This is a genomic window from Chromobacterium rhizoryzae (assembly GCF_020544465.1).
GTDB lineage: Bacteria > Pseudomonadota > Gammaproteobacteria > Burkholderiales > Chromobacteriaceae > Chromobacterium.
In genome coordinates, this window is the sequence record NZ_CP066126.1 from 2854751 (window position 1) to 2869404 (window position 14654).

14 protein-coding genes are annotated in these 14654 nt (G+C 58.5%); 11 read left to right on the plus strand and 3 right to left on the minus strand.

Annotation, left to right across the window (positions count from 1 at the left end; all coding sequences use genetic code 11):
- The first annotated feature begins 54 nt into the window (after positions 1–54).
- Positions 55–393 (plus strand): P-II family nitrogen regulator, encoded by a 339-nt coding sequence (locus tag JC616_RS12960; RefSeq protein ID WP_019100167.1) that lies wholly within the window; start codon positions 55–57, stop codon positions 391–393.
- Between the two features lie 178 nt (positions 394–571).
- Here JC616_RS12960 and JC616_RS12965 read toward each other — a convergent pair whose 3' ends face one another.
- From JC616_RS12965 to JC616_RS12975, 3 genes are all read right to left on the minus strand, one after another.
- Positions 572–1369 carry a hypothetical protein gene (locus JC616_RS12965; protein WP_227103431.1) on the minus strand — a complete coding sequence of 266 codons (798 nt, stop codon included), beginning with the start codon at positions 1367–1369 and terminating at the stop codon, positions 572–574.
- Between the two features lie 210 nt (positions 1370–1579).
- Positions 1580–3094, minus strand: coding sequence for a hypothetical protein (locus tag JC616_RS12970; protein ID WP_227103433.1), 1515 nt, complete (start codon positions 3092–3094; stop codon positions 1580–1582).
- Between the two features lie 142 nt (positions 3095–3236).
- Positions 3237–4028, minus strand: a complete 792-nt coding sequence (locus JC616_RS12975; RefSeq protein WP_107798797.1) for an outer membrane protein assembly factor BamD — start codon at positions 4026–4028, stop codon at positions 3237–3239.
- Here JC616_RS12975 and rluD point away from each other — a divergent pair.
- The 10 genes from rluD to JC616_RS13025 all read left to right on the plus strand — a co-directional run bounded on the left by rluD (position 4027) and on the right by JC616_RS13025 (position 14387).
- Positions 4027–5130 (plus strand): 23S rRNA pseudouridine(1911/1915/1917) synthase RluD, encoded by a 1104-nt coding sequence (rluD, locus tag JC616_RS12980; protein ID WP_107798796.1) that lies wholly within the window; start codon positions 4027–4029, stop codon positions 5128–5130. The two genes, JC616_RS12975 and rluD, sit on opposite strands and share 2 nt — an antisense overlap.
- Positions 5120–5875, plus strand: coding sequence for a peptidoglycan editing factor PgeF (gene pgeF / locus JC616_RS12985; protein ID WP_227103435.1), 756 nt, complete (start codon positions 5120–5122; stop codon positions 5873–5875). The genes rluD and pgeF overlap by 11 nt, the downstream gene beginning before the upstream one ends.
- Positions 5876–6525: 650 nt before the next feature.
- A complete protein-coding gene (locus JC616_RS12990; protein ID WP_227103437.1) occupies positions 6526–9381 on the plus strand; it encodes a ribonucleoside-diphosphate reductase subunit alpha in 2856 nt (951 codons plus the stop codon).
- A 119-nt stretch (positions 9382–9500) separates the two neighbouring features.
- The gene (locus tag JC616_RS12995) at positions 9501–9680 is read left to right on the plus strand and encodes a hypothetical protein (protein ID WP_227103439.1); all 180 of its coding nucleotides are present in this window, start codon (positions 9501–9503) and stop codon (positions 9678–9680) included.
- Between the two features lie 217 nt (positions 9681–9897).
- Positions 9898–10278 carry a hypothetical protein gene (locus tag JC616_RS13000; protein ID WP_107798793.1) on the plus strand — a complete coding sequence of 127 codons (381 nt, stop codon included), beginning with the start codon at positions 9898–9900 and terminating at the stop codon, positions 10276–10278.
- 184 nt (positions 10279–10462) lie between these two features.
- Entirely contained in the window at positions 10463–10849 is a 387-nt protein-coding gene (locus tag JC616_RS13005) for a hypothetical protein (RefSeq protein WP_019102819.1), read from the plus strand.
- Positions 10850–10862: 13 nt separating this feature from the next.
- On the plus strand, positions 10863–11087 hold the full coding sequence (locus tag JC616_RS13010) for a hypothetical protein (RefSeq protein WP_227103441.1): 225 nt from the start codon (positions 10863–10865) through the stop codon (positions 11085–11087).
- A 19-nt stretch (positions 11088–11106) separates the two neighbouring features.
- Entirely contained in the window at positions 11107–12186 is a 1080-nt protein-coding gene (locus tag JC616_RS13015) for a ribonucleotide-diphosphate reductase subunit beta (protein ID WP_048410338.1), read from the plus strand.
- 279 nt (positions 12187–12465) lie between these two features.
- The gene (locus JC616_RS13020) at positions 12466–13773 is read left to right on the plus strand and encodes a nucleotide-binding domain-containing protein (protein ID WP_227103443.1); all 1308 of its coding nucleotides are present in this window, start codon (positions 12466–12468) and stop codon (positions 13771–13773) included.
- Positions 13770–14387 (plus strand): SLATT domain-containing protein, encoded by a 618-nt coding sequence (locus JC616_RS13025; protein WP_227103445.1) that lies wholly within the window; start codon positions 13770–13772, stop codon positions 14385–14387. The genes JC616_RS13020 and JC616_RS13025 overlap by 4 nt, the downstream gene beginning before the upstream one ends.
- Positions 14388–14654 lie beyond the last annotated feature (267 nt).

Genomic DNA, 14654 nt, shown 5'->3' on the forward strand with positions numbered 1-14654 from the left:
TAAAATAATCCGCATTTAGACAGCATTTCTTCTCATCAGCAAGGAGCTTCCAGCATGAAAAAGGTTGAAGCCGTGATCAAGCCGTTCAAACTGGACGAGGTGCGCGAGGCCCTGTCCGAGCTGGGCATCAACGGCCTGACCGTCACCGAGGTCAAGGGCTTTGGCCGCCAGAAGGGCCATACCGAGCTCTATCGCGGCGCCGAATACGTGGTGGACTTTTTACCCAAGGTGAAAGTGGAAGTGATCCTGCCGGACGACCTGGTGGAGCGCGCCATCGAAACCATCGTCGCCACCGCCCGCACCGGCAAGATAGGCGACGGCAAGATCTTCGTCACCCCGGTGGAGCAAGTGGTGCGCATCCGCACCGGCGAAACCAACGAACAAGCAATCTAAGAACCGTTTACGATCTGCAGCGCGTCGTGAAGCGTTGCACGGTGAGTACCCGCTCAAAATGCTCATGTACCACGAGTACATTCCGTTTTTTTGCGCGTTTCGACTTAGCTCGCGAGAGCGTAAACACGTTCTAAAAGCGGCAGGCCGACAGCCTGCCGCTTTGTCTTTCAACGCCCCTTCAGTTGATCGCCCGAGCCGGCGAGTACATCCACCCGGGATTCCGGCCGCCGGCGCATTGCTCCAACTTCACCGTCTTATAGGTGCAAAACGCCTTCCCCGGCGCATTGCGGTTTGAATGCTCCACCCCGTCCCAGCATACGGCCGCCGTGCCTTCGATCAGATAATTGGGATGCGGCGTCTTGCCGTCCGTTTGCGCATAGTCCTGCCCCGTGCAGTCGCCGATGCCGCCAGCCTGCCACTTCATGGCGGCGACCTTGGCCGGCGCGTACACCCAACCGGGGTTGCGCCCGCCCGTGCAGCTTTCCACCGTTGCCGATTTGTAAGTGCAGAACGCCTGACCGGGGTTATTGACGTTGTTGTACGTCTTGCCATCCCAGCACACCGCTATCGTTCCCGCCGTGGCCAGCGCCTTGGAAGGCAAGCTGGAGCCATAACTCGCGTTCACGTCTCGACCGGCGCAATCTCCAATCCCCTTCTCCTCCCAGGCGAACTCCTTGACGGGCGCCGCGGCGTACGCCTTGCCGGTATTGACGCCGCCGACGCATGCGGCGCGGCTGATGTTCTTATAGGTGCAGAATGCAACGCCGGGGCTATTGCGGTTCGAATACGTCTTTCCGTCCCAACATACGGCGGTCAGTCCGCTTGCCGCATAATGATTATCGGGAACGCTGCCGCTGGTGCTGCCCACATCCCGCCCCGTGCAATCCGTCAAGCCCGTGTCCAGCCATTCGAAATCCGCCGCGCTTGCGCCGACGGCAAACAATGCCAGGCTAATCGCCAACACTCTCTGTTTCATATTTCATCCACCCTGATAGTCGGTTAAAACGCGCCACGCCCTCGATCGAGGCGCGCAAGCCAGAATCATAGCCATGGCAAGAAACATTCAAAAACCAGAATATTCACAAAACATAACGAATTGACCCAAGGCATCCCAAAGGATTGGGCTTACAGGCGGCGCGGACCATCAAGCACGCCTGCGATCTCACGGACAAGCACCAGCCGGGTCTTAATCCAAAGGCCCGAACAGGCAGGTATGCGTATCCTGCCCCGCGGCCACCACCTTGCCGTCCCCGGACATGACGATGTGGCTGCTGCTCCGCTCCTCGCCCGGGCAGAACAGGCGCTGCGTCTTGGGCGCGCCAAAGCGCCAGCGCAAAGTCGCGTAGCCGCCCTGCTCCGGCTGGGTGGAGATGCCCGCCACCACGCGGCCGTCCTGACTATAAGCGGTCAGCGTCAGATCGCCGATCACCGGCGAGAACGGCGCCAGCTTGCCGTTTTCCAAGCGCAGCGGGTGTTCTCCGTCCGTAGCGGACGCGCTCAGCCATACGCGGCGGCCATCCTCGGAAACCGAACGCAAGAACATCCCAAGGCTCTCCTTGCGGGTTTCCGCGCGCACCGCCGCCTCCAGATCCGCCTCGCCCTCCGGCGAGATTTGCACGAAGGCGCGCCTATGGTCGTTTTCCCGGTCAAAGGACACAAAAACCGTGCGCCCGTCCGCGGACAAGCCCTCCAGCACCGACTTGGCGCGGATCACGCTGACGCCCTCGCCCGCACGCCAACGCACGGCGTCGCTTTCCGTGACGATCTTCCCGTCTGCGCCGCTCATGCCGGCCCAGGCCAACACTTGCGCGTCGCGCTGCGCGTCATCCATCTTGCCTTCCGCCTCGACCGGCCACGGCAAGGGTTCGCGCCGGCTTGGCTTGCCCTCGTCCGGATTCCAGACAAAGCCGTGCCACACGCCGGAGTCGGCATGTTTGAAGTAGCCGGCCACATCGCCGCGCCCCAGATGGACGCCGGAAACATGCAGCTGAGTCGCCGCGCCATCGCTCATCAGCGGGCTTTCGTTCATGAAATCTTGCATGCGCCGCATCCGCCGCAGCGTGTCCAGATCGCCGCGCAGGGCGATGCCGGCCGTTACGGCCCCATCCGCGCTCAGCGCCAGCGGCAGGCTCATGGGCTCCGGCAACAAGCTGAAGCCCTTGCCCTCCACCCATTGGAAGCCGCGCGGCATGGCTCCTTTATCGCTCAGCAGCCAGCCAATCACCGTGCGGCCGTCGGCGCTGATGTCGGTGACGCCGGACAGCCAGGCCTGGCCGGCAGGCACCAGCGTTTCCAACGTCCCGCCGCGCCGCCAGCGCACCGCCTCCAGCTTGCCGTCCCGGCCGCTTCCAAAAGCCAAGGTCAGGCCGTCTCGCGACATCGCCACATAGCTGGCGGTGAAATAGCCGCCCTTGGGCAAAGGCAGGGCCGCCTCCGCGCGCCCCTGACGCAAGCTCAGGCCATTGGCCGAACGCAGCGCCCACAGCTCATGCCAGGGAAAACGCAGCTTGAGCGCGTCGATCAAACCCATGGCGGAATCGTTCAGTTCGCCGCCGCCGGCGCTCAGCAGCTGCGCCGAGCCGTCGTAGGACAGCTTTTCCGGGTAACGCGCCTTCAATAGGACGAAGTCTGGTTTTGCGGCGGCGGCAAGCGGCGCGCACAAGACGGCCAGCCCCAATAGGGAGGCGAAGGTTTTGGACATGACTAATTATGATTATCAGCTTAAAGGGCGAAACCATATCATCCCGCAGGCATTGCCCTCAAACCCTTGCCCCGCTGCGCCTGCGCGACATCAAACAAAAAGCCCCCGGATTCCGGGGGCTTTCAAACCATTTAAGGTCGGCTTACTTCCACAGCTTCCACCACGGCATGTCCTCGATGGACCAGCCTTCTTTCAGGTATTCGCTATTAGGGTAGTTCAGCGCCAGCACGCGCTTGGCGTCGTCGCGCAGCTGCGGCATGGACAGCTTGTCGTAAGCCGCCACCATGATGCCCAACGCCTCTTCCGGATACTTGGTGTTGGCGTAACTCTTCACCACGCCCTGGGCGCGGTTGGCCGCCGCCAGGTAAGCGCCGCGCTTCATGTAATAACGGGCCACGTGCATCTCGTTGCCGCCCAGCGCGTCCAGCAGCCGCTCCATCTTCTTGGAGGCGTCTTCCTTGTAAATGCTGTTGGGGAAGCGCGTCACCAGCTCGCGGAAGGCGGCGAAAGCCTCGCGCGCGGCGCGCGGATCGCGCTCGCTCATGTCCTGACCGGCCCATTTGGCCAGCAGCCCGGAATCATCGTTGTAAAACACCAAGCCTTTCAGATAATAGATGTAGTCCAGGTTTGGATGGGTGGGATGAAGCTTGATGAAACGGTCGGCGGAGGCGATGGCCTGCTCCGGCTCATTATCCTTGTAATGGGTGTAAGCCAGGTCCATCTGCGCCTGCTGGGCGTAGCGCCCGTAAGGGAAACGCGCTTCCAGCGTTTCGTAGAGCTTGACAGCGCGGGTATAATTGCCGCTGTTCAACTCATCATGCGCTTCCGAATACAGCTTTTCCACGGTCCAGCCGCGAGTCTCATCGTAGGTTTCCGTGGTTGCACAACCGGCAAGCCCCATCACCAACATTGCAGCGACAACGTATCTTTTCATGACTGATCCTTACTTTGACCCGGACGATTATAGCGACATCTCGGAAAACGAGGTATCCGCTACACAACAACTTGATGTTCCGCTGTCGCTGTGCGGCGAACGGCTGGACGCCGCGCTGGCGAAATTGATGCCGGAATACTCCCGCAGCCGGCTGACGCAATGGATCAAGGACGGCCATGTGCTGCTGGACGGCAAACCCGCCGCGCCCAAGACCAAAGTGCTGGGCGGCGAAAAGCTGGACGTCACCCTGATGCGCAGCAACGAGGAGATGGCCTTCCAGGCGGAAGCCATGGACCTGCCCATCATCTTTGAAGACGATCATATCCTGGTGATCAACAAACCGGCCGGTTTGGTGGTCCACCCCGCCTCCGGCAACTGGAGCGGCACCCTGCTCAACGGCCTGCTCCACCACTGCCCGGCGCTGGCCCAGGTGCCGCGCGCCGGCATTGTGCACCGGCTGGACAAGGACACGAGCGGCCTGATGGTGGTGGCCAAGACGCTGCCGGCCCAGACCGAGCTGGTGCGCCAGTTGCAGGCGCGCACCGTCAAGCGCATCTACCGCGCCATCGCCGACGGCAACGTGCCGTTTGACGGCACCATAGAAACCCAGATGGGACGCGATCCGCACAACCGCCTGAAAATGGCCGTGCTGAAGTTTGGCGGCAAACAGGCCATCACCCATGTGCGGGTGCTGGAACGCTTCGCCAGTCACTCCTACATTGAATGCAAGCTGGAAACCGGCCGCACCCACCAGATCCGCGTGCACATGCGCGAGGCCAACCACCCGCTGGCCGGCGATCCGGTCTACGGCAACCTGCGCCACAAGATGGACGAAGGCGTGGCCGCCGTGGTGAAGACGCTGGGCCGCCAGGCGCTGCACGCTTACTCCCTGACCCTGGTGCACCCGGCCAGCGGCGAAGAACGCAACTGGAAAGCCCCGCTGCCGGACGACCTGCGCCACCTGCTGGACGTGTTGCGCGGAGACGGCGACACCGCCGACGCCGCGCCGCTGCCGCAATTGCAGGACGAGCCGGAAGACGAGGATTGGGACGAAGAGGACGATGAAGACGACGGCGACGTGGAGGTGATCTATGTCCGCTGAGCTGCCCGCCGAACAAGCGCCGGACTGGCTGGAGGCCGACTGGCCGGCGCCGCCCAATGTGCGCACCCTGATCACCACCCGCAACGGCGGCGTCAGCGCCGCGCCCTTCCACAGCCTGAACCTAGGCCAGCACGTGGGCGACGACCCGGCCGCCGTGGCCGCCAACCGCGCGCTGCTGCGCCAGCAACTGCCGGCGGAGCCGGCCTGGCTGAACCAGGTGCACGGCGTGACGGTGCTGAACGCGGCCGAGGTGGGCGCCCAGCCGCCGGACGCCGACGCCAGCTTCAGCCGCCAGCCCGGCGCGGTGTGCGCGGTGATGACCGCGGACTGCCTGCCGCTCCTGCTGTGCAATAGCGAAGGCACGGTGGTGGCCGCCGCCCACGCCGGCTGGCGCGGCTTGTGCGAGGGCGTGATAGAAGCCGCCGTGGCCGCCTGCCAGGAACGCCCGGCGCGGCTGATGGCCTGGCTGGGCCCCGCCATCGGCCCGGACGCCTTTGAAGTGGGCGCGGAAGTGCGCGCCGCCTTCATGGAACGCGACCCTGCCGCCGCGACCGCCTTCAGCGATATCGGCGACGGCAAATTCCTGGCCGACATCTACGCGCTGGCGCGTCAGCGCCTGAACGCCGCCGGCGTGGAACAGATCTACGGCGGCGAAGAATGCACGGTGATAGACCGAGCTCGCTTCTTCTCCTACCGCCGCGACGGCCAGACCGGACGTATGGCCAGCCTGATCTGGCTGGAGTAAGAACCTGTTTACGATCTAAGAGCGTGTTTACGATCTCGCGAGCAAGAGCGAGACAAGGCGAAAACGGCTGAGAAAGCGGAGTGTACATACGGTACATGAGCATTTCGAATCCGGTTTCAACGCCGTATCGCCGACGCGCAGCAGATCGTAAACAGGTTCTAAGCCACCCTCCCCACAACCCCGCCGCCCGCGGGGCTTTTTATTGACCGCGCGGTCGGACAGGCCAAAAACCCAACACACCAATTACGCACCAATTTCCGCCAGCGCGACGCCGTCCGCGCCCTGATGCAAATCCACAACATCTAGTGGCCCGCGCCGCCCTCCCCGCTGCGGCTTGTTTCAGCAAGGTTTCCTGCCTACAGAGTGAAATGTGTCGGCCGGCCAAAAAAAATCTCAGGCCCCGCAAAGCCAACAACCACGGGCTTTCGCCCCTCGTCCGCGCCAAAACAGCCATTAAATCTTCCGCTGTCAAGACTTGTACTGCCCCATACTCAACACTAGAATTTGGGTGTTCCGCGAGCTACAAACAATACATATTGTGTTTACCCACAGCTCGCGCACAGCTTTTCAACAGATTTGTCCACAGCCGGCCTGCCCCTCGGGAAACGCAGCAACGGAAGGACGCAACCACCCACCTTATCGAGGGCTACATGCAATTGACCACCTTTGAAGGGCAGACCGCCGCAGAACTCGGCCGCGCAGCCGCGCCCAAGGCCGATTTCAGCCAGTACAAAACCATCCGTCGCAACGGTGCGGTGGTGCCGTTCGAGCCCGTCAAGATCTCCATCGCCATGACCAAAGCCTTCCTGGCCGTCATGGGCCATCAAGGCGCCACCTCCGCCAGCCTGCGCGAAAAAGTCGCCCAGCTGAGCGAACAAGTGGCCAGCGCCCTGATGCGCCGCAAGCCGGAAGGCGGCGCCATCCACATCGAAGACATCCAGGACCAAGTGGAACTGTCTCTGATGCGCTTTGGCGAGCATGATGTAGCCCGCGCCTACGTGCTGTACCGCGAACAGCGCGCCCAAGAGCGCGCCGCCCGCGGCGAAGCGCTGACCCAGGTGCAGATCAACGTGGTGCGTAAAGACGGCCGCAAGCTGCCGCTGGACATCGCCCGCCTGCGCGCCACCATCGAATCCGCCAGCCAGAACCTGGCCGGCATCGATATCGACGCCATCCTGAGCGAAACCCTGAAGAACATCTACGACGGCGTCAGCGAAGACGAAGTCAACAAATCCGCCATCCTGGCCGCCCGCTCCATGATTGAGCAGGACCCGGCTTACGATTACGTGACCGCCCGCCTGCTGCTGAACAACATCCGCCTGGAAATCCTGGGCGAAGCCGTCAGCCAGGAAGAAATGGCCAAGCAGTACGCGCTGTACTTCCCCACCTTCATCAAGAACGGCATCGACGCCGAACTGCTGGATGAAAAACTGGGCGAATACGACCTGAAAAAAATGGGCGCCGCGCTGGACGCCAACCGCGACCTGAAATTTGGCTACCTGGGCCTGCAAACCCTGTTTGACCGCTACTTCCTGCACGTGGACGGCAACCGCATCGAAATGCCGCAGGCCTTCTACATGCGCGTGGCCATGGGCCTGGCGCTGAACGAAGTGAACCGCGAAGAGCGCGCCATCGAGTTCTACAACGTGCTCTCCAGCTTCGACTTCATGTCGTCCACCCCCACCCTGTTCAACTCCGGCACCCGTCGCAGCCAGCTGTCCAGCTGCTACCTGACCACCATTGCCGACGACCTGGACGGCATCTACGAAGGCATCAAGGAAAACGCCCTGCTGTCCAAGTTTGCCGGCGGTCTGGGCAATGACTGGACCTCCGTGCGCGCCATGGGCTCCCACATCAAGGGCACCAACGGCAAATCCCAAGGCGTGGTGCCCTTCCTGAAAGTGGTCAACGACACCGCCGTGGCGGTGAACCAGGGCGGCAAGCGCAAAGGCGCCGTCTGCGCCTACCTGGAAACCTGGCACGCGGACATTGAAGAATTCCTGGAGCTGCGCAAGAACACCGGCGACGACCGCCGCCGCACCCACGACATGAACACCGCCAACTGGATTCCGGACCTGTTCATGAAGCGCGTGATGGAAGGCGCGGACTGGGCCCTGCTGTCCCCGTCCGAAGCCCCGGACCTGCACGACCTGTACGGCGCGGCCTTCGAGAAGCGCTACAAAGAATACGAAGCCATGGGCGAGCGCGGCGAGCTCAAGGTGTACAAGCGCATCCCGGCGCTGTCCCTGTGGCGCAAAATGCTGACCATGCTGTTTGAAACCGGCCACCCGTGGATGACCTTCAAGGACCCGTGCAACATCCGCAGCCCGCAGCAGCACATGGGCGTGGTGCACAGCTCCAACCTTTGCACCGAGATCACCCTCAACACCAATGAGGACGAAATCGCGGTCTGCAACCTGGGTTCCGTCAACCTGTCCGCCCACCTGAAGGCGGACGGCGGCCTGGACTCCGAAAAACTACAGCGCACCATCCGCATCGCCCTGCGCATGCTGGACAACGTGATCGACATCAACTTCTACCCGGTGAAGAAGGCTCGCAACTCCAACCTGAAACACCGTCCGGTGGGCATGGGCATCATGGGCTTCCAGGACTGCCTGCACCAGAAGCGCGTGGCCTACGGCTCCGACGCCGCGGTGGAGTTTGCCGACGAATCCATGGAAATGGTGGCCTACTACGCTTACTGGGCGTCCACCGAACTGGCGGAAGAACGCGGCCGCTACCCGTCCTACAAGGGCAGCCTGTGGGACCGCGGCATCCTGCCGCACGACAGCATCAACCTGCTGGCGGCCGAACGCGGCGGCTTCCTGGAAGTGGACCGCAGCGAACGCATGGACTGGAACGCGCTGCGTGAACGCGTGAAAACCCACGGCATGCGCAACAGCAACTGCCTGGCCATCGCGCCCACCGCCACCATCGCCAACATCATCGGCGTATCGGCGAGCATTGAGCCGACCTACCAGAACCTGTTCGTCAAATCCAACCTGTCCGGCGAATTCACCGTCACCAACGAATACCTGGTGCGCGATCTGAAAGCCGCCGGCCTGTGGGACGAAGTGATGGTAGCCGACCTCAAATACTTTGACGGCAGCCTGGGCCAAATCGACCGCGTGCCGGCCGAGCTGAAAGCCATCTACGCCACCGCCTTTGAACTGGACCCGCGCTGGCTGGTGGAAGCGGCCTCCCGCCGCCAGAAGTGGATCGACCAGGCTCAGTCCCTGAACCTGTACATGGCGGGCGCCTCCGGCAAGAAACTGGACGAACTGTACAAGCACGCCTGGTTGCGCGGCCTGAAAACCACCTACTACCTGCGCACCCTGGCCGCCACCAGCGCCGAGAAATCCACCGGCCGCGGCGGCGAGCTGAACGCGGTGTCCAACAGCCACAGCCAAGCGGCCGCGGCTCCGGAAGCCATGGTGGACAATACCCCGGCCACCGACGCCAAGTTCTGCAGCATCGACAACCCGGATTGCGAGAGCTGCCAGTAAGGTGTGAAACGCCAAGTGCCCCACCGTTGCTTCGGGGCACTTGGTAATAAAGGTTAGATTGCAGTCGTTTGTTATTTAGACATTTGTATTTTTCAATCCAACTGGGCAGGAGAACTCGAATGGCAACAAATACCGGCAAAGACTATCGCCAAGGCTCTGTGAAAGATCGGACTCAGGTTCACAACCCCAAAACTGACTCTTGGGTGAAGCGAGACACGGGTAATGGTCAGTTTATCGACAGCAAGCAAGGAGAGCCTTTTAAAGGCGTCGCCAAGGAAATAGATCACCGCCGTAAGTAACGACAAGCACTTAACCCCCAGCCTGGCCCCGGCCAGGCTCCATCTCACAGCCCGTTGCACACAGCCGGCTGTGACATGGCCCCGTAATCCGGCCGCCCCACCCATTGGCCAGCCGCCTGCCCGTCCAGACGGCTGGCCAATGGGGAACGCAGCAACAACCCGCGCCAGACCGTAAGGGCAAGGGAAGCCGCACACACACAAAACCAGGGGAAACCGGATGAACATAGAGGAATTTTTCAACAGCTACGCCGTTGGCTACAGCCAGCTGGATGTACCCCAAGTGACCGCGCACTTCACCGTGCCCTTCACCGCCATCCACCAGGGAGACCTGAGCAGCTGGGAAGACATGGCATCGCTGCGCGACACCACCACCGCCTTGCTGGCGTGGTACCGCAGCCAGGGCTTTCTCAGCGCCAGCCACCAGCTGGACAGCGTGCTGAATTTTGGCGAAGACGCCGCCAGCGCCCGCGTGCGCTGGATTGTGCAGCGCCAGGACCAGCCGGCCTGGGAATACTGCACCGGCTACCACCTGAAACGGGTGGACGGCCAGTGGAAGATTTACGGCCTGGTCCAGTACCAGGACGCGCCGCAGCAGTAAGTAGCGCCCAGCCTCAAGCCGCTTGCCCTCAGGCGGCTTCGGGATGGAAACGCCGCCGGCCCGCGATGCGGGCGACGGAAACAGCTCAAGGCCAAGCAAGCAAGCGCGGCGGGTGTTGAGCGGGTTCCAGGAAGACGAGGCCCACGGCCCCGCCGCCACAAGCCAGGCTTCAGCAGGAGGTCAGATGCAAACGTTTGAAAACATCCGGATCAACGGGTTTTGCGAACAAAGAACCCACAACCCCGACAAGCAGTTTGTGCTGTTCAATATGTACCTGACGCTGAACCAGGCCCCGCCCTGCGAATGGAAGGACCTGTTCAACGAAGCCCGCCGCCTGCCGCGCCAGAAAGTATGGCGCAAAGCCTGGGTGGAAGCGGACGCGCTGGTGGTGTACTGCCAGCCGGAAGAACTGCAGCAGCAAATAGAGCTGCTCAAGCAAGACATAGAACAAGCCAACCGGCAATACCGCCAGCTGCTGAAGCTGCGGCAGCCGCGCGGCAGCCAGGTGGAGCAGGAGGAAAGCAGCGAACGCCAGCTGATCCACCGCCTCAGCCAACAGCTGCGCTTCTGAAAGGACGCCGCTCATGAGCGCCACCGCATTCTGTATCGCCCGCCATGGCGAAAATGGCAAAGACGCAGGCTACCGCAAACTGGGCAGCCTGCACGTGGACCTGGACCCGGTGCCGGCAATCGCCGCCGCGCCGCGCCAGATACAAATACTGCGCAAAAGCAGCCTGCCGCTCAGCCCCAGCCTGGCTGGCGACAAGCAGCCGCTGCCGCCCCAAATCACCGCGCCGGACGCGGAGTAAATCCAGACAGGAGCCCTTAATGCTGAACTTTGACGACACCATCGAAACCAAACCGGCCGCCCCCTCCGCGGGCGCCAACGCCGCCGGCCGCGTCAACGTGGTGGACAAAAAAGTGATCAACGGCACCACCGACGTCAACCAGCTCGTGCCCTTCAAACACAAATGGGCATGGGAAAAATACCTGGCCCAATGCGCCAACCACTGGATGCCGCAAGAAGTGAACATGCAGCGTGACATTGAACAGTGGAAAACCGGCCAACTGACCGAAGACGAAATGCGCATCGTCAAGCGCAACCTCGGCTTCTTCGTGACCGCGGACTCCCTGGCCGCCAACAACATCGTGCTGGGCACCTACCGCCAGATCACCAGCCCGGAATGCCGCCAGTTCCTGCTGCGCCAGGCCTTTGACGAAGCCATCCACACCCACGCCTACCAATACATCGTGGAAAGCCTGGGCCTGGACGAAGGCGAAGTCTTCAACGCCTACAACGAAATCAAATCCATCCGCGACAAAGATGAATTCCTGATCCCCTTCATCGATGTACTGTGCGACCCGGCCTTCAAGACCGGCACGCTGGAAAACGACCAGAAGCTGCTCAAATCCCTGATCGTGTTCGCCTGCATCATGGAAGGCCTGTTCTTCTACGTGGGCTTTGTGCAAATCCTGGCGCTGGGCCGCCAGAACAAAATGACCGGCGCGGCGGAACAGTACCAGTACATCCTGCGCGACGAGTCCATGCACTGCAATTTCGGCATCGACCTGATCAACACCATCAAGCTGGAACAGCCGGAAATCTGGACCGAAAGCTTCAAGGCCGAGATCACCGAACTGTTCAAGCACGCGGTGGAACTGGAATACGCCTACGCCGAAGACACCATGCCGCGCGGCGTGCTGGGCCTGAACGCCAGCATGTTCAAGGAATACCTGCGCTTCATCGCCAACCGCCGCATGCAGCAGATTGGCCTGGACCAGCTCTACCCCGGCGTGAACAATCCCTTCCCGTGGATGAGCGAGATGATCGACTTGAAGAAAGAGAAGAACTTCTTTGAGACTCGCGTGACCGAGTACCAGACTGGCGGGGCATTGAGCTGGGATTGATTCAGATTGTCGGAAATCGGAAAGGTTAAAATTTTGTAGTCAAAATTTGCTCTTCCCGATCACCAAAGTACGAAATCTTACTTGGCGTGACGAAAGGCCCTGCTTCTTCAGGGCCTTTTTCATAGAAAGAAGAGTAAGCCAACATAGAATTATCCGTGACCTCATTAAAACATCATAAACCTTTTCAGGTCACTTCATTCTCAGCATAGAAAAGCGGCCAAGAACACTAGACTTTATATCGCACAAATAGTATTGCACCTTCTGAACAGGAGAGACAGCATGACTACAGCCGAGATCTTTAGAACCTTCTTAGGCAATCTTCGCATTGAAAATCATACTCAAATTGAGGATCGCTACGGAGAAATAACAGCTGCTCTTAACAAGAATTTCAGAGATACTGAATCGAAAACCGCAAATAGTTTGCAAGTTGGCTCTTATGGTAGATGGACTGCCATCAAAGGTATTTCCGATCTCGATATGGTGTACATCGTTCCTGCATCAAAATGGGACACCTACAATAAAAACGGTGGACAATCCAAACTTCTTGCAGACACAAAGAAAGCCATTCAATCCAGGTACCCTAGAACTAATATTTATGTAGATCGCTTGGTTGTTTGTGTGCTTTACACTAACTTTCATATCGAAGTTCAGCCTGTCTTCGAATTAGAAGATGGTAGCTTCAAATACCCCAACACCAAAAATGGTGGCAGTTGGAAAATAACAAAACCTAGAGAAGAAATAAGAGCAACCAAAGAGTTCATCGACAACAAGAATAAAAACTTACGCCACCTATGCAAAATACTAAGGGCATGGAAAAACAAACACGGCGTAGGTATTGGCGGGCTCTTAATTGACACTCTAGCGCATAATTTCTTAGCATCCACAGATGCATACGACAATAAAAGCTATAACTATCATGACTACATGGTCAGAGATTTTTTCCAATACGCATCAAACTTGCAAGGTCAAGACTACTACCTAGCTCTCGGCAGTAAACAACGAGTTAGAGTAAAACAAAAATTTCAGCGCCCTGCGAAGAAAGCCTATGATCTTTGCTGCGAAGCCATAAATGCTACGGGCCAAGATAATGAAGGAGACAAATGGAAAAAGGTGTTTGGTTCAGACTTTCCAAGCACACGATCCAGCGTTACCAAAGCCACAATGGAGTCTGCAAATAATTTTGCATTCAGCAACACCGAGCAATTCATCGAGGATCAGCACCCTATTGACATTCGATACCCGCTGACAATCGACTGTGAAGTCTCACAAAATGGTTTCCGCGAGAGATTACTAAGTGAAATCTTACATCTAAATCACCCGCTAAAATCGAAAAAAAGTTTAAAGTTTTTCATCAAAAACAAAGAGATACCGGGCGATTATTCCATCAAGTGGAAAGTACTAAATCAAGGACCTGAGGCTCAAAGAAGAGACTGTATAAGAGGACAAATAATCTTTGACACTGGCCGTGAGGAAATTAAAGAGTCCACCAGTTTCAAAGGGGATCATATCGTGGATTGCTATATCATTAAAAATAATGTGGTCATTGCAAAAGACAGCATTCAAGTACCAATCAGCGAGAATTTATGACCAAAGATCAACTATTAAAAAACATTGCTGAGACAGGCTACAACGTTGGCTTTGGTGGCAGAAAGCACTGGGCTACTTACGATATCGTTGATAAGATCCCAGGCTTCATTGGCTTCTTTTCACTAGCCATTGGCATTTTCGCACTGATACATGATGAACTATCGACAAAGAATCTCTCTGCAGCCCTCACAATTATTGGCCTTATTGGACTCTATATTACATTCTACGATTCCAAAAAAAGCGATTATGAAAAAACCGCCACCGAATTAACTAAACTATTCAATTTATTGCGAGACCTCTACAGAGAGGTAGATGGCATTGAAGACCCCAAAGACTCTGAGCTAGATAAGCACAATGCAACCTTGAAAGAAATCGAGAACAAATACTATAGCATAGCGATAAGCAAACAAATACTATTCAGCGACTGGTATGCTCATTATAAGTTTTTTTGGCAATACCAAATCGACTGGATAAACAAAGAAAAGCAATTTCGCTTCTGGCGAGACAAAGTACCTCTCACTGGGTGGATTGCCGTATTAATTTCATCTTTTGTACTGATTTTTTACTTAGCGAAGGCATTGCCAGTTGCATTCAACTGCATCAAATTTTATTAAATAACGATGATGAGGCATGAATACTACTTGACGCACCGCCCACATTGGAATCCGCTTCGCGGATAATATTTGGCATGCCGGTTCCGCCCAGCGGACGGGCAAGGGGATTGCGCGGCCAATCCCCTTGCAACCCCAGGCTGTCCCTGCAGCACTCAAAACCTCGTCTTTCAAATCAGACTCGGAGAGCTGTCGGAACTAGCGGGGCGCTACCGTCGCCCCGCGTCGAACAACCGGCAGCTTAAAACCCCGAGTCTGATTCGAAAGCCG

Excerpts from the sequence above, each read along its gene's own strand:
- JC616_RS12960 (WP_019100167.1), top strand. The coding sequence starts at position 55 with ATGAAAAAGGTTGAAGCCGTGATCAAGCCGTTCAAACTGGACGAGGTG.
- JC616_RS12965 (WP_227103431.1), bottom strand. The coding sequence starts at position 1,369 with ATGAAACAGAGAGTGTTGGCGATTAGCCTGGCATTGTTTGCCGTCGGC.
- JC616_RS12970 (WP_227103433.1), bottom strand. The coding sequence starts at position 3,094 with ATGTCCAAAACCTTCGCCTCCCTATTGGGGCTGGCCGTCTTGTGCGCG.
- rluD (WP_107798796.1), top strand. The coding sequence starts at position 4,027 with ATGACTGATCCTTACTTTGACCCGGACGATTATAGCGACATCTCGGAA.
- JC616_RS12975 (WP_107798797.1), bottom strand. The coding sequence starts at position 4,028 with ATGAAAAGATACGTTGTCGCTGCAATGTTGGTGATGGGGCTTGCCGGT.
- pgeF (WP_227103435.1), top strand. The coding sequence starts at position 5,120 with ATGTCCGCTGAGCTGCCCGCCGAACAAGCGCCGGACTGGCTGGAGGCC.
- JC616_RS12990 (WP_227103437.1), top strand. The coding sequence starts at position 6,526 with ATGCAATTGACCACCTTTGAAGGGCAGACCGCCGCAGAACTCGGCCGC.
- JC616_RS12995 (WP_227103439.1), top strand. The coding sequence starts at position 9,501 with ATGGCAACAAATACCGGCAAAGACTATCGCCAAGGCTCTGTGAAAGAT.
- JC616_RS13000 (WP_107798793.1), top strand. The coding sequence starts at position 9,898 with ATGAACATAGAGGAATTTTTCAACAGCTACGCCGTTGGCTACAGCCAG.
- JC616_RS13005 (WP_019102819.1), top strand. The coding sequence starts at position 10,463 with ATGCAAACGTTTGAAAACATCCGGATCAACGGGTTTTGCGAACAAAGA.
- JC616_RS13010 (WP_227103441.1), top strand. The coding sequence starts at position 10,863 with ATGAGCGCCACCGCATTCTGTATCGCCCGCCATGGCGAAAATGGCAAA.
- JC616_RS13015 (WP_048410338.1), top strand. The coding sequence starts at position 11,107 with ATGCTGAACTTTGACGACACCATCGAAACCAAACCGGCCGCCCCCTCC.
- JC616_RS13020 (WP_227103443.1), top strand. The coding sequence starts at position 12,466 with ATGACTACAGCCGAGATCTTTAGAACCTTCTTAGGCAATCTTCGCATT.
- JC616_RS13025 (WP_227103445.1), top strand. The coding sequence starts at position 13,770 with ATGACCAAAGATCAACTATTAAAAAACATTGCTGAGACAGGCTACAAC.